Origin of the sequence: Piscinibacter lacus (genome assembly GCF_016735685.1) — a bacterium.
GTDB lineage: Bacteria > Pseudomonadota > Gammaproteobacteria > Burkholderiales > Burkholderiaceae_C > Aquariibacter > Aquariibacter lacus.
Genome location: NZ_JAERRA010000002.1, coordinates 420979 through 435323 on the forward strand (window position 1 = coordinate 420979; position 14345 = coordinate 435323).

A 14345-nucleotide genomic window follows, 5' to 3' on the forward strand; every position below is an offset into this window, starting at 1 on the left:
CCGGACCCGCGCTGCCCGCTGGAGGGCCACCTTCCCACCCTCATCATGACGGCCCCCACCCTGACCCCATCCCCCTTCCGGGAGAGCACCCACGAGCCCCCCTGGGTGCGTCGGCTCCTGATCGGCGCGGCCCTGGCCTTCCTCACCTTCTTCCTCTTCGTTCCGCTGACCATCGTCTTCTTCGAGGCCTTCAAGAAAGGCGTCGAGGTCTATCTGGCGGCGGTCACCGAGCCCGACGCCCTGTCGGCCATCCGGCTCACCTTGATTGCCGCGGCGATCAGCGTGCCGCTGAACCTGGTCTTCGGCGTGGCGGCGGCCTGGTGCATCGCCAAGTTCGATTTCCGCGGCAAGAACCTGCTGCTGACGCTGATCGACCTGCCTTTCAGCGTGAGTCCGGTGATCTCCGGCCTGATCTATGTGCTGATCTTCGGCCTGCAGGGCTGGTTCGGCGAGTGGCTGCGCGACCATGACCTGAAGGTCATCTTTGCCCTCCCCGGCATCGTGCTGGCCACCACCTTCGTGACCTTTCCCTTCATCGCCCGCGAGCTGATCCCGCTGATGCAGGCCCAGGGCATCGAGCAGGAGGAGGCCGCCCGCGTGCTGGGGGCCAACGGCTGGCAGATCTTCTGGCGCGTGACGCTGCCCAATGTGAAGTGGGCGCTGCTCTACGGCGTGATCCTGTGCAACGCCCGGGCGATGGGCGAGTTCGGTGCCGTCAGCGTGGTCTCGGGCCACATCCGCGGCGAGACCAACACCATGCCGCTGCACATTGAGATCCTCTACAACGAATACCAGTTCGCGGCCGCTTTCGCGGTGGCTTCGCTGCTGGCCGGCCTGGCCCTGGTCACGCTGGTGCTGAAGTACGTGGTCGAGCAGCGGGTGAAGGCCGAGGTGCGCGGCACCGGCGCGCTGGCCCCGGAGCCCCTCGCGGCGGCACCGTCCCCGGCATCGACCCCCGCATCCCCCCGCCCGGCCCGTGTGCCCGGCGTTCACGGAGTCTGAGATGAGCATCGAGATCCGCCAGTTGCGCAAGGCCTTTGGCAAGACCGTCGTCTGCGACGACTTGAACCTGGACATCCCTTCCGGCGAGCTGGTCGCCTTGCTCGGCCCCTCGGGCTCGGGCAAGACCACGCTGCTGCGCATCATCGCGGGCCTGGAGGTGCCGGACGCGGGCAGCGTGCGCTTCCACGGCCAGGACACGACGCACACCGACGTGCGCGAGCGCCAGGTCGGCTTCGTGTTCCAGCACTATGCGCTGTTCGGCCACATGAGCATCTTCGAGAACGTGGCTTTCGGCCTGCGCGTGCGGCCCAAGGCCACCCGGCCCAGCGAGGCGGCCATCCGCAAGAAGGTGACGGAGCTGCTGAAGCTGGTGCAGCTTGACTGGATCGCCGACCGCTACCCGCACCAGCTCTCCGGCGGCCAGCGCCAGCGCATCGCGCTGGCCCGTGCCCTGGCCGTCGAACCCAAGGTGCTGCTGCTCGACGAGCCCTTCGGTGCCCTCGACGCGAAGGTGCGCAAGGAACTGCGCCGCTGGCTGCGCCGCCTGCACGACGAAGTGCATGTCACCAGCGTCTTCGTCACCCACGATCAAGAGGAGGCCATGGAAGTGGCCGACCGAGTGGTCGTGATGAACGAGGGCCGCATCGAGCAGGAGGGCACCCCCGACCAGGTCTACGACCATCCGGCTTCGCCCTTCGTGCTGAACTTCCTGGGCGACGTGAACCTCTTCCATGGCCGCCTCGGCCACGGGCCCGGCGCGCCGGCCGGCGAAGTCAGCTACGTGCGTCCGCACGAGCTGCAGATCCTGGCCCAGCCGGAGGAGGGCAGCCTGCCGGTGGTGCTCGGCCAGGTGCTGACGGTCGGCCCGAACACCCGGCTGGAGTTCCGGCGCCGTGACGAGGCCGGCTATGTCGATGTCGAGCTGCCGCGCAGCGAGTACCAGGTCCTGCGTGACAGCCTGGGCCTGGCACCGGGCTCGGAAGTGCATCTGAGACCTCGGCGCATCACGCGCTTCGCGGCGGCCTGAGCCGCCGAGTGGCCGGCCTAGATCTCGATTGGATCGCCGGCCATGGAGCGCTCGACCAGCTTGCGGTTCAGCGTCGGGGCGAAGGACTCGATGAAATCGTAGGCAAAGCCGCGCAGCCAGCTACCACGGCGCACGGCAAGGCGGGTGAGGTTGATCTCGAACAAATGGCGTGCATCGATCGCACGCAGACTGCGGTCTCGTTCCTCGTCGTAGGCAATCGAGGCCACGATGCCCACGCCGAGGCCCAGCTCGACATAGGTCTTGATGACGTCAGCATCCATCGCGCTCAGCACGACGTCTGGCACCAGGCCGGCAACACGGAAGGCTTCATCGATGTGGGCCCGGCCGGTGTAGCCCGGCTCGTAGGTGATGATGGGGAAGGCCACCAGTTGCTCCAGCGAGACCGGTTCATGGCTTTGCAGCAGGGGATGCTGCGGTGGCACGATGAGGCTGTGCGTCCAGCGGTAGCAGGGCAAGGCCACGAGCTGGTCGTACTGGGCGAGGGCCTCGGTGGCCACGCCGATGTCGGCTTCGCCCGACAAGAGCATCTGGGCCACTTGTTTGGGCGAGCCCTGGTGCATGGTCAGGCTCACCTGGGGATAAAGCTTGCGGAAGTCGCGCACTGCGGTGGGCAGGGCGTAGCGTGCCTGGGAGTGGGTGGCTGCGATCGACAGGCGGCCGGTGGTGACGGCGGTGAAGTCCTCGGCGACCCGCTTGAGGTTCTCGGCCTCGAGCAACAGGCGCTCGACCACTGGAAGCAAGGCTTCGCCGGGCGGCGTCAGCTTGGTCAGGCGCTTGCCGGCGCGTACGAAGATCTCGAAACCGAGCTCACCCTCCAGATCGCGGATCTGCCGGCTGATGCCGGGCTGCGAGAGGTGCAGGAGCTGGGCGACCTCGGTCAGGTTGTAGCCCGACCGAGCCGTCTCGCGTACGGCGCGGAGCTGTTGGAAGTTCATAAGGCAATCGCTGCGCGGAGGCGCGGCTCAGGAAGCCTCGATTCTTTGGGTCGCGACTCAGAAAGCGAACCAATATCTACGCCTTAGCTCCGGCGAAAACTGCATAAGGAAGGGCCCCCAGCCTGCGCCTCAGTCCCCCAGGGACACCGCCCCCAGCGCCTCCCCCGGCCGGCGGCGGGCTGCGGCGCGCAGCAGTTCGCCGCTGAGCGTGTAGTGCGCGGCGGCGTCCACCGGCAACATGTTCTCGACCGAGAAGCTGCCGCCTTCGAACACGGGCAGCACGCTGTAGCCGTAGAGCTGTCCGGGCAGCAGCTCCTTGCCGTGCTCGCGCAGGGCGTAGACGAGGCCGGGCAGGAACCATTCGTCCTGGGCCTCGGGATCGGACAGGCGGGCGCGGAAGGCGGCCGGGCTGTCGGCCACCTGCTCCAGGTCGCCGCTGGCGGTGCTGAGCCACCAGACGCTGCCGGCCGGGGTGAGCACGAAGACGTCGCCGATCACGCTGGCCATCAGGGGCTGCCAGGCCTCGCCCAGGCGCCAGGCCCAGGCGCTGCGCAGGGCTTGCAGGCCTTCGGCGTCGAGGAGATGCAGCAGCTCGGGGGCGGGGTGGGAGCGCACCGCTGGGTCAGGCCGCCGCGGGGGCAGCCTCGTGGATCAGCGGGGCGAGCAGCATGCCCAGGGCCGCGGCAGCCAGCCAGGCGCCGATACGCAGCAGCAGCGCGCGGTCGAGGCGGCCACCGGGAGATGCGCCCGGGCCCAGGCCGAGCACGAAGAGGTGGGCCGGGAGGGCGACCAGCAGCAAGGTGGCGACGATCAGCTCGACCTGGCCCGCGCTGGCCGGGCCACCGCCGAAGCGGGCCCAGAGCAGGGGCCAGCTCAGAGCCGAGAACAGGCCGGCCAGGGCGGCGCGGAAGGGGGTGGGCTGCAGCGTCATGGTCAGGGGCTTCGGGACGAGGGGGGGTCGGCGCCTCAGGGCAGGCGGTCCAGCGCGCTCAGGTAGACCGGGTGCTGCATCAGCTCGTCCCAGGGCAGCGGGGCGGTCTGGGGCAGCAGGTCGAGGCGGCGGGCCTCGCTGTCGGGCTGGGGCTGCCAGGTGCCGGCGGCGGCGGCGGCCTGCAGGCCGTCGAGCAGTTCGTCGACGGCGCGCCCGCCGTCGAGCGACTGGTTGCACAGCAGGACCATGTCGCAGCCGGCCTGCAGGGCGAGGACGGCGGCTTCGGTGTAGCTCAGCTCGGCGCCGCCCCGCACGCCGGGCACGCGGCGGGCGCCGGCCATGCTGAGGTCGTCGCTGAAGATGGCGCCGGTGAAGCCCAGGCGCTCGCGCAGCACGTCTTGCAGCCAGACCTCGGAGAAGCCGGCCGGCCGGGCATCGACCTTGGGGTAGATGACATGGGCCGGCATCACGCTTTGCAGCGCGGGGCCGAGCCAGCCATAGGGCTTGGCGCAGTCGCCGAGGATGGCCTTGAGGCTGCGCCGGTCGACCGGCACCTCGGTATGCGAATCGGCCGCCACGAAGCCGTGGCCGGGGAAGTGCTTGCCGCAGCTCGCCATGCCCGCCAGCAGCAGGCCGTGCATGAGGCTGCGCGCCAGCAGGGTGACGACGCGCGGATCGCGGTGGAAGGCGCGGTCGCCGATCACGCCGCTGGGGCCGTGGTCCAGGTCCAGCACGGGGGTGAAGCTGAAGTCCACGCCGCAGGCGCGCAGCTCGGCGGCCAGCACGTAGCCGCAGGCGGTGGCGGCCTCGGTGGCGGCCATCACGCCGGCGCCCTCGCCGCCCTTGCCGTCCTGCGCCCAGCGTTCGCCCAGGGCGCGCATGGGCGGCAGCGGGGTGAAGCCGTCGGTGCGGAAGCGCTGCACGCGGCCACCTTCATGGTCGACGGCGATCAGCACATCGGGGCGCTCGGCCTTGATGGCGGCGCACAGCTCGGTGAGCTGGGCGCGGTCCTGCCAGTTGCGGGCGAAGAGGATGAGGCCGCCGGTCAGCGGATGGCGCAGGCGGCGGCGGTCGTCGGCGCCGAGCGTGGTGCCGGCGATGTCGAGGACGACGGGGGCGTGGAGGGCTTCGGTCATGGCGGGGTCCGGCGCCGCGGGCGGGGCGCGCAAGCTCAGGGAAGGGGTGGGGCGGCGGCGGCGGCCGGGTCGGTCTCGACGACGACGAAGGCGCAGGCCAGGTCGCCCTCGTCGGTCAAGGTGACATGGGCCTTCCAGCCGCGGGCGGCGAACCAGGGCGCCAGCGCGCCGCCCAGCACGATCTGCGGCGCGCCGGAGGGGCTGTTGAGCACCTGGCAGGCACGCCAGCTCATGGGATGGTGGATGCCCAGGCCGATGGCCTTGGAGAAGGCTTCCTTGCAGGCGAAGCGGGTCGCCAGGTAGCGCAGGCCGCGCAGCGGCACCTTGGCCGTGCGGGCGCGCCAGACGGCCAGCTCCTGCGGGCCGAGCACCTTCTCGGCGAAGCGCTCGCCGCGCCGGTCGAGCGCGGCCTGCACGCGGCGGATGTCGCAGAGGTCGGTGCCGAGGCCGACGATCATGGCATCGATGCCGATCGGTTCAGCGCGCCGCGGCGCGGGCCTGGATGGCCTCGGCCTGGAAATCGCGGATGGCCTGGGCGAGGCCGACGAAGACGGCATGGCCCATCAGCGCATGGCCGATGTGCAGCTCGGCCACCTCGGGCAGGGCGGCGATGACGGCGGTGCTGCTGGGCGCGTCCGGCGCCGGCCGGGTGGTGCCGGGCGACCACAACGCCAGGCCGTGGCCAGCATGGGTGCGCAGGCCCAGGGCGCGGCCGCGTTGCAAGCCGGCATGCAGGCGGGCGCGCAGGCGGGCCATCTCGGCGGCGTCCTGCGCCCACCAGGCATTGGCATAGGCGCCGGTGTGCAGCTCGATGCAGGGCGCGCCGACCTCGGCCGCGGCCTCGATCTGCGCCGGATCGGCATCGATGAAGAGCGAGACGCGGCAGCCGGCCGCCGCCAGGCGGGCGCAAGCCTCGCGCAGCCGCGGCTTCTGGCCGGCCACCTCCAGCCCGCCTTCGGTGGTGACTTCCTGGCGGCGCTCGGGCACGAGGCAGACATGCTCGGGCCGGGTGCGCTCGATGATGTCCAGCATCTCGTCGGTGACGGCGGCCTCGAAGTTCAGCGGCGCGCGGATGAGCTGCTTGAGGCGGGCGACGTCCTCGTCGCGGATGTGGCGGCGGTCCTCGCGCAAGTGGAAGGTGATGATGTCCGCGCCCGCCTCCACCGCCAGCAGGGCGGCGGCCACCGGGTCGGGGAAGGGCCCGCCGCGCGCATTGCGCAGGGTGGCGACGTGGTCGATGTTGACGCCGAGCAGGGGGGCGTCGAGGGCCGGGGCGAAGATCATCGGGGGCGGGGCGCAGGAAGCGCGCGAGGCGCGAAGGACGGCGGGGGGCGCGGCATGCGCCGGGCCCTCAGGGGGCGGTGGCAAGGTCGGCCATCAGTTGCCGGGTGTGCAGGGGCCGGCCGCCGAGATGGTAGTGGAGCACCCCGCGCAGCAGCGGCCGCAGGGCCGGCGCGGCGCAGCCAGCTTGCAGGCGGGCGAAGGCGGCCTGCACCGCGGCGCCGGCCGGCGGCTCGATGCCGCCGAGCTGGGGGGCCAGGGCCTGGAGGGCGGCTTCCAGCGCGCACCACTGCGCGGCCGGCAGCGCGGGCGGCGCGCGTTCGGGGCCTTCGTCGCCGGGCGGCAGCAGCACCAGGCCGGCTTCGGGCCGCAGGGCGGCGGGTTGCGCGGGATCGGCATCGGCCAGCGGGCGCTGGCGCAGGGTGTCATGGTCCAGCGCCGGCAGCAGGCCCAGCTCGCGCAGCAGCAGCAGCTCGAAAGCGCGCAGCAGCGGGGCCAGCGGCGGCGTGGGCCGTTCGCCGAGGGCGGCCACCGTCAGCGCATAGGCATCGAACAGCCGGGGGTGCGGGTCGTGGCGCGGCAGCAGCTTGAGCAGCAGCTCGTTCAGGTAGAAGCCGGCCAGCAGGGCCTGGCCCTGGGGCAGCGGCGGGCCGCCGGCCCATTCGGCGCTCTTGAGCGGCAGCACTTCGCCGCCCTCCTCCTGCGCGTCCAGCGGCTGCGGCTTGCGCCGGCCGTGCACGACCAGCAGGCGCTGCAGCGGCAGCAGCACGGTGCGGAAGTTGGAGTGCGGCCGCTTGGCGCCCTTGGCAACCAGCACGACGCGGCCCTCGTCGCGGCCGAGCAGGTCGAGGATGAGGCTGGATTCGCTCCAGTCATGGCGATGCAGCAAGTAGGCCGGCTGCGGTGGCGCCGCGCGCGGCGCGCTGCGCGCGCGGCCGGAGGCGGCGGCCGGGCTCATGCGCGGGGGCCGGGCCGGCGGCTCACTCGTAGCCGTAGGCGCGCAGGCGGGCCTCGTCGTCGGCCCAGCCGGAGCGCACCTGCACCCACAGCTCCAGGAAGACCTTGGTCCCGAGCAGGCGCTCCAGCTCGACCCGCGCCTCGGTGCCGATGCGCTTGAGGCGCTCGCCGCCATCGCCGATGACCATGCCCTTGTGCGCATCGCGCTCGACGACGATGGACGCGGCGATGCGGTGCATCGGCGTGCCATCGGCCTTGGGCGCGGCCTCCTCGAACTTCTCGATCACGACGGTCGAGGTGTAGGGCAGCTCGTCGCCGGTCAGGCGGAAGAGCTTCTCGCGGATCAGCTCGGCGACCAGGAAGCGCTCGCTGCGGTCGGTCAGCGCGTCCTCCTCGTGCAGCCAGGCCTGCTCGGGCAGGTAGGGCGTGAGGATGGCGAGCAGGCGCTCGATGTCGGATTCGCGCGTGGCCGACATGGGGATGAATTCGGCAAAGGCATGGCGCGCCTGCATGCCCTGCAGCCAGGGCAGCAGCTCCTGGCGGCGGGTGATCTTGTCGAGCTTGTTGGCCACCAGCACGACCGGCGTGCCGGCCGGCATCAGGGCCAGCACCTTGGCATCGGCGGCATCGAAGCGGCCGGCCTCGACCAGGAAGAGCACCAGGTCGACATCCTCGACCGCCGCCTGCACCTGCTTGTTGAGCTTGCGGTTCAGCGCAGCGGTGCCGCGCACGATGTGCTCGGTCTGGAAACCCGGCGTGTCGACGAAGACGAACTGCGCGCCGCCGGTGGCCGCCGTGCCCACGGTGCGGATGCCGGTGATGCGGTGGCGCGTGGTCTGCGCCTTGCGCGAGGTGATGCTGACCTTCTGCCCGACCAGCGCATTCAGCAGCGTGGACTTGCCGACATTGGGCCGGCCGACGATGGCCAGATGGCCGCAGCGGGTGGGCACCGGCGCCCCGGCGGCGCCGCCGGCCTTGGGCGCGCCGAAGGCGGCGGCGAGCACGTCGGCGGTGGGATCGGGCGCATCCTGCCCGGGCAGCGCCTCGTCGGGCGGCGCGTCCTCGGGCAGCACGTCGTCGGGCAGGTCGTCAGGGGTGGGGCTCATGGGGCGGCGGGCTCAGAGGCCCTTCAAGGTGTCGAGCGCCAGTTGGGCGGCGGCCTGTTCGGCGGCGCGGCGCGAACGGCCTTGGCCCTGCACCTCCATCTGGCGGGTGGGGATCGCGCAGGCGACGACGAAGGTCTGGTCATGCTCGCGGCCCAGGGTGGCGGCGATGCGGTAGCTGGGCACCGGCTCGCGGCGGGCTTGCAGCCATTCCTGCAGCTCGGTCTTCGGGTCCTTGGTCCAGGCGGCGGTGGCGGTGCGGTCGAGGTGCGGGCCGATCAGGCGCTCGACCATGGCCGCGGCCGCGGCCAGGCCGGCATCGAGCTGCACCGCGCCGATCAGCGCCTCCAGCGCATCGGCCAGGATCGAGGGGCGCTGCGCCCCGCCGCTGCGGGCCTCGCCCTCGGACAGGCGGATCAGCGTGGGCAGGCCCAGCTCGACGGCGATCTGGTGCAGCGATTCCTCCCGCACCAGGTGGGCCCGCACGCGGCTGAGCTCGCCCTCGTCGGCCTGCGGGTAGCTGCGGTAGAGCAGCACCGACACCCCGGCCGAGAGCACGGCATCGCCGAGGAATTCGAGCCGCTCGTTGTGCTCGCTGCCGAAGCTCTTGTGCGTCAGCGCGCGACGCAGCAGGCCGAGGTCGGTGAACTGGTGACCTAGCCGCTGCTGAAGCTCCTCGGCCGTGGTCGCGGCGGCTGGCTGGGGGCGCGGCGGGGCCGGCGCCTTCAGGCGCGGGCCGCCGCGCCGGACCGGGGGACGGGGAGCCTGCACGTCGAGCGATTCGGCGGGCACGCGGCTCAGGGCGCCACCGAACCGTGGAAACGGATCAGGAGCGACACCGGCTCGACCAGCGGCAGTTCCTTCTCGTAGGCGTAGTCGATCAGGAAACGGCCGTCCTCGCGGCGGATCTCCAGGTCGCGGCCGTCGAGGCTGACGATGGCCGCATCGATCTGCTTCTGCTTGTCGAAGGCGGCGCGGATCGCCGCTTCACTCTCCAAGCCCTGGCTGGCGATACGTTGCAGGCTGCGCTGGATGGTCAGGCGCTCGCCGACCAGGGGGGCTGCGCGCAGGGCCAGCACGGCAGCCATGGCGCCCAGGCCGATGAGCAGCAGCAGGCCGATCAGGCCCAGGCCGCGCAGCGCGCGGCGCGTGGCGTGGCGCGCGGGCCGGCGCGCGGCAGGAAGACGGTCGGCAGCGGGTTCGGGCATCGGCGGACGCTCCAGCAGGCCGGGGCTCAGTCGAAGGCCCCGATGCGGCTCAGATTACCGAAGTTCATCCACACGAAGAAGGCCTTGCCGACGATGTTGCCCTCGGGGACGAAGCCCCAGAAGCGCGAGTCCTGCGAGTTGTCACGGTTGTCGCCCATGACGAAGTAGTGGCCGGCCGGCACGGTGCAGCTCACACCCTCGGCGGTGTAGCTGCATGCATCCTTGGGGCCGCGGAACTCGGGCATGGGCAGGACGAAGCCGTTGCGGTCGCGGTCGTTGAGGATGCGGTAGCGGTGCGTCTGGCCCTCGGCGCGCGGCAGGGCCTCCTCGAACTGCAGGGCGTAGCGCAGGCTGTCCTCGTCGTAGAACTCGGGCAGCGCGGTGCGGGGCACGGGCTGGCCGTTGATCGAGACCTTCTTGTTCAGGTAGTCGATCCGGTCGCCCGGCAGGGCGACGATGCGCTTGATGTAGTCGATGCGCTCATCCACCGGGTAGCGGAAGACGATGACATCGCCACGCTGCGGCACGTTGAGGTCGATCACCTTGGTGTGGATGACCGGCAGGCGCACGCCGTAGTGGAATTTGTTGACCAGGATCAGGTCGCCGATGGCCAGCGTCGGGATCATCGAGCCCGAGGGGATCTTGAAGGGCTCGTACAGGAAGGAGCGCAGCACGAAGACGACCAGGATCACCGGGAAGAGCCCGGCCGTCCAGTCCAGCCACCAGGGCTGGGCCAGCACGCGGCTGCGGGCCTCGTCGAGGCTGCTGTCGACCTGGGTGATGCCCTGGCGGGCAAGCTGCTCGCGGCGCTGGGCTTCCTGCTGCTCCAGCGCGCGGGCCGCGGCTACGCGGGCCGGCGCGAAGCGGAAGCGCTCGGCCAGCCAGTACAGGCCGGTGAAGACGGTCAGCAGGAAGAGCAGCAGCGAGAAATTGCCGGTCCAGTGACCGAGGTACCAGCCGCCCAGGTAGGTCAGCAGGACGGCGTAGAGCAGGCCGGTGAGTGCGCTCATGGATCGGAATCAGCAAGGGCCGCCGCAGCGGCCCGGGGTGAGGCGGACGACGCTCAGTCGTCGACCTGGAGGATGGCGAGGAAGGCTTCCTGCGGCACCTCGACGGTGCCGATCTGCTTCATGCGCTTCTTGCCGGCTTTCTGCTTTTCGAGCAGCTTGCGCTTGCGGCTCACGTCGCCGCCATAGCATTTTGCCAAGACGTTCTTGCGCAGGGCCTTGATGTTCTCGCGGGCGATGATGTTGGCGCCGATGGCGGCCTGGATGGCCACGTCGTACATCTGCCGCGGGATCTGCTCGCGCATCTTGGCCGCCACCGCGCGACCGCGGAACTGGCTCTGCGAGCGGTGCACGATGATCGACAGGGCATCGACCCGGTCGCCATTGATCAGGATGTCGACCTTGACCACGTCGGCGGCGCGGTACTCCTTGAACTCATAGTCCATCGAGGCATAGCCGCGGCTGACGGACTTCAGCTTGTCGAAGAAGTCCAGCACGATCTCGGCCAGCGGCAGCTCGTAGGTCAGGTGCACCTGGCGGCCGTGGTAGCTCATGTTGAGCTGCAGGCCGCGCTTCTGGTTGCACAGCGTCATCACCGGGCCGACATAGTCCTGCGGCATGTAGAGATGCACGGTGACGATGGGCTCGCGGATCTCAGCAATCTTGCCGATCTCGGGCATCTTCGACGGGTTCTCGACCTCGATGACCTCGGCCTCGATGCCGCCGAGCTGCACCTGGTAGACCACGCTGGGCGCGGTGGTGATCAGGTCCTGGTCGAACTCGCGCTCCAGCCGCTCCTGCACGATCTCCATGTGCAGCAGGCCAAGGAAGCCGCAGCGGAAGCCGAAGCCCAGGGCCTGCGAAACCTCGGGCTCGTAGCGCAGCGAGCTGTCGTTGAGCTTGAGCTTCTCCAGCGCGTCGCGGAGCTGGTCGTACTCGCTGGCTTCCGTGGGGTAGAGGCCGGCGAAGACCTGCGGCTGGATCTCCTTGAAGCCCGGCAGCGCCTGGCTGGCCGGGCCGGCATTGTTCGGCAGCTTCTTCTCGAGCGTGATGGTGTCGCCGACCTTGGCGGCTGCCAGCTCCTTGATGCCGGCGATCAGGAAGCCCACCTCGCCGGCCCGCAGCGCCTCGCGCGGCATGGACTTGGGCGTGAACACGCCGATCTGCTCCAGCGGGTAGACGGCATTGGTGGCCATCATGCGCACACGGTCGCCCTTCTTCAGCACGCCGTCGACCACGCGCACCAGCATGACGACGCCGACGTAGTTGTCGAACCAGGCGTCAATGATCATGGCCCGCGGCGGGCCGTCCGGATCGCCCTGCGGCGCCGGCATGCGGGTGATGACGGCTTCGAGGATTTCGTCGATGCCCAGGCCGGTCTTGGCCGAGCAGGGGATGGCGTCGGCCGCATCGATGCCGATCACATCCTCGATCTCGGACTTGGCCGCCTCGGGATCGGCCTGCGGCAGGTCCATCTTGTTCAGGACCGGGATCACCTCGACGCCCAGGTCCAGCGCGGTGTAGCAGTTCGCCACCGTCTGTGCCTCGACGCCCTGGCTGGCATCGACGACGAGCAGCGCGCCCTCGCAGGCGCTCAGCGAGCGGCTGACCTCATAGCTGAAGTCGACATGCCCGGGGGTGTCGATCAGGTTGAGGTTGTAGACCTTGCCGTCCTTGGCCGTGTACTGCAGGGCCGCGGTCTGCGCCTTGATGGTGATGCCGCGCTCGCGCTCGATGTCCATCGAGTCGAGCACCTGGGCTTCCATCTCGCGATCCGACAGGCCGCCGCAGCGCTGGATGAGGCGATCGGCCAGCGTGCTCTTGCCGTGGTCGATGTGGGCAATGATCGAGAAGTTGCGGATGTGATCCATGCGGTCGGTGCTGTGCGATCGGCGCGATCGCCCGGGGGCGTGGCCCCCGCATCAGGGGCCTTCTCGCGAGGCGGGGCCGGGCCCGCGAGGGCCTGGCCGGACGCAAAAAAAATGGCACGTCCAAGATCGAACGTGCCCTCCAACAAAAGGTTTGGCAACTGCTTGTTGGGGCTTCATTGTAGCGAGGCGGGCCCGGGCGACTGCGGCGCGGGGCCGGGTTTGCAGGGGGGCTAGACCCCCTGCCACCCAACTTGCCCACATGTTATCCACATTCTTCTGTGGACAAGCTGGGGGCAAGCGGCCCCGCCGCCCGGCAGCCGCCTGCCGCGACGCTCAGCGCGTGCCGGGACGCACCAGGGCGTACTGCGCCCACTCGCCGCGGCGGAAGAGCACGCTGATCGGCTTGCTCTTGTCGGCCTTGGCGACCACCGCCTCGAACTGGCGAATGTCGCCGATCTCGACATTCGCGACGGCGAGGATGATGTCGCCCTCGTTCAGGCCGGCGCGGGCGCTGGCGCCCTCGACCTTGTCGACCCGCACGCCGCCCTTGAGCTTGAGTTCGACCTTCTGCTCGGCGCTCAGGTCGCTGAGCGTCAGTCCGAGCACGCCGACCGGCGTGGGCGCGCTGGGCGTGGGCTTGAGCGCGGTCTTGACCTTTTCAGGCTCAAGCTCGGCCACGGTCACGCCAAGCTGGCGGCTCTGGCCGCGGCGGAAGACCTCGATGGACGACTTCGCACCCGGCTGGGTGTTGCCGACGAGGCGCGGCAGGTCGCCGGACTTCTCGACGGTCTTGCCATCGAAGCGGGTGATGATGTCGCCCGCCTCGATGCCTGCGCGGTCGGCCGGGCCGCCCGGCTCGACCGCCCGCACCAGCGCGCCGCTGGGCTTGCCCAGGCCGATGGATTCGGCGATCTCCTTGGGCACCTCGGCAATCTGCACGCCGATGCGGCCGCGCACCACGCGACCCAGGCTGCGAAGCTGGTCCGAGACCCGGGTGGCCTCGTCCATCGGGATCGCGAAGCTGATGCCCATGAAGCCGCCCGAGCGGCTCAGGATCTGCGAGTTGATGCCGACCACCTCGCCGGCCATGTTGATCAGCGGGCCGCCGGAGTTGCCGGGGTTGATCGCAACATCGGTCTGGATGAAGGGCAGGAATTCGCCGGTGTCGCGCGCCTTGGCGCTGACGATGCCCGCCGTGACCGTGTTCTCCAGGCCGAAGGGCGAGCCGATGGCCATCACCCACTCGCCGACCTTGAGGCGGTTCACGTCGCCGATCTTCACGGCCGGCAGGCCGGCGGCCTCGATCTTGACCACGGCCACGTCGGTGCGCTTGTCGGCGCCGATGACCTTGGCCTTGAACTCGCGCTTGTCGGGCAGGGTGACGTAGACCTCGTCGGCACCGTCGATCACGTGCGCATTGGTCATCACATAGCCGTCAGCCGTCAGGATGAAGCCGGAGCCGACGCCGCGGTTGGTCTCCTCATCCGGGCCGTTGCCGCCGCGCGGCGGGCCGCCGCGGCGCGGGCCGGGCGCAGCCCCGGGGGGCATGGCGCCGGGCGGCAGTGCGCCGGGGGGCGCGCCGAAGAAGCGGCGGAAGAAGTCCTGCATCTCCTCGTCGCCCTCGGGGCCGGCTTGGCTGACCTTGGTCTTCTCGGTGGTGCGGATGTTCACGACCGAGGGGCCGACGGCTTCGACAAGCTGGCTGAAATCGGGCAGGCCGCGCACCAGCGGCGCCGGGGCCGCCGCCAGCGGCAGGGCAGCGAGCGGCTGGGCGCTGGGCGCAGGGCCGGCCTGGGCCTGGGTGGGCAGGGGCGACCAGAGCGCGATGCCCCCCAGTCCGCCGACCGCCAGCATCGTCACCGCGAA

Annotated in this window: 15 protein-coding genes; 2 read left to right on the forward strand and 13 right to left on the reverse strand. The window is 70.7% G+C overall.

Annotated elements, in window-relative coordinates; translation table 11 throughout:
* Positions 1–45: 45 nt before the first annotated feature.
* Together cysW and JI742_RS12225 are read left to right on the forward strand one after the other, a co-directional pair.
* A complete protein-coding gene (gene cysW, locus JI742_RS12220) occupies positions 46–1002 on the forward strand; it encodes a sulfate ABC transporter permease subunit CysW (RefSeq protein WP_201827256.1) in 957 nt (318 codons plus the stop codon).
* 1 nt (position 1003) lies between these two features.
* Entirely contained in the window at positions 1004–2029 is a 1026-nt protein-coding gene (locus JI742_RS12225; RefSeq protein ID WP_201827258.1) for a sulfate/molybdate ABC transporter ATP-binding protein, read from the forward strand.
* A gap of 17 nt (positions 2030–2046) precedes the next feature.
* Here JI742_RS12225 and JI742_RS12230 read toward each other — a convergent pair whose 3' ends face one another.
* From JI742_RS12230 to JI742_RS12290, 13 genes are all read right to left on the reverse strand, one after another.
* Positions 2047–2985: a CysB family HTH-type transcriptional regulator gene (locus JI742_RS12230; RefSeq protein ID WP_201827260.1), complete on the reverse strand. Its 939-nt coding sequence runs from the start codon at positions 2983–2985 to the stop codon at positions 2047–2049.
* Between the two features lie 129 nt (positions 2986–3114).
* Positions 3115–3600: a T6SS immunity protein Tdi1 domain-containing protein gene (locus JI742_RS12235; RefSeq protein ID WP_201827262.1), complete on the reverse strand. Its 486-nt coding sequence runs from the start codon at positions 3598–3600 to the stop codon at positions 3115–3117.
* A gap of 7 nt (positions 3601–3607) precedes the next feature.
* Positions 3608–3916, reverse strand: a complete 309-nt coding sequence (locus tag JI742_RS12240; protein ID WP_201827264.1) for a hypothetical protein — start codon at positions 3914–3916, stop codon at positions 3608–3610.
* A 35-nt stretch (positions 3917–3951) separates the two neighbouring features.
* Positions 3952–5052 (reverse strand): beta-N-acetylhexosaminidase, encoded by a 1101-nt coding sequence (gene nagZ / locus JI742_RS12245; RefSeq protein ID WP_201827266.1) that lies wholly within the window; start codon positions 5050–5052, stop codon positions 3952–3954.
* Positions 5053–5087: 35 nt separating this feature from the next.
* Positions 5088–5510: a holo-ACP synthase gene (acpS, locus tag JI742_RS12250; protein WP_201827268.1), complete on the reverse strand. Its 423-nt coding sequence runs from the start codon at positions 5508–5510 to the stop codon at positions 5088–5090.
* A 19-nt stretch (positions 5511–5529) separates the two neighbouring features.
* Positions 5530–6336, reverse strand: a complete 807-nt coding sequence (locus tag JI742_RS12255) for a pyridoxine 5'-phosphate synthase (protein ID WP_201827270.1) — start codon at positions 6334–6336, stop codon at positions 5530–5532.
* 67 nt (positions 6337–6403) lie between these two features.
* Positions 6404–7291: a DNA repair protein RecO gene (gene recO / locus JI742_RS12260; RefSeq protein WP_201827272.1), complete on the reverse strand. Its 888-nt coding sequence runs from the start codon at positions 7289–7291 to the stop codon at positions 6404–6406.
* A gap of 22 nt (positions 7292–7313) precedes the next feature.
* Positions 7314–8396 (reverse strand): GTPase Era, encoded by a 1083-nt coding sequence (gene era, locus JI742_RS12265; RefSeq protein ID WP_201827274.1) that lies wholly within the window; start codon positions 8394–8396, stop codon positions 7314–7316.
* 12 nt (positions 8397–8408) lie between these two features.
* Entirely contained in the window at positions 8409–9122 is a 714-nt protein-coding gene (gene rnc / locus JI742_RS12270; protein WP_201827960.1) for a ribonuclease III, read from the reverse strand.
* Between the two features lie 68 nt (positions 9123–9190).
* Positions 9191–9601 carry a DUF4845 domain-containing protein gene (locus JI742_RS12275; protein ID WP_201827276.1) on the reverse strand — a complete coding sequence of 137 codons (411 nt, stop codon included), beginning with the start codon at positions 9599–9601 and terminating at the stop codon, positions 9191–9193.
* A 26-nt stretch (positions 9602–9627) separates the two neighbouring features.
* On the reverse strand, positions 9628–10611 hold the full coding sequence (lepB, locus tag JI742_RS12280; RefSeq protein WP_201827278.1) for a signal peptidase I: 984 nt from the start codon (positions 10609–10611) through the stop codon (positions 9628–9630).
* Between the two features lie 53 nt (positions 10612–10664).
* Positions 10665–12479 carry a translation elongation factor 4 gene (gene lepA / locus JI742_RS12285; protein WP_201827280.1) on the reverse strand — a complete coding sequence of 605 codons (1815 nt, stop codon included), beginning with the start codon at positions 12477–12479 and terminating at the stop codon, positions 10665–10667.
* Positions 12480–12812: 333 nt separating this feature from the next.
* A complete protein-coding gene (locus tag JI742_RS12290; RefSeq protein WP_201827963.1) occupies positions 12813–14333 on the reverse strand; it encodes a DegQ family serine endoprotease in 1521 nt (506 codons plus the stop codon).
* Between the last annotated feature and the right edge of the window lie 12 nt (positions 14334–14345).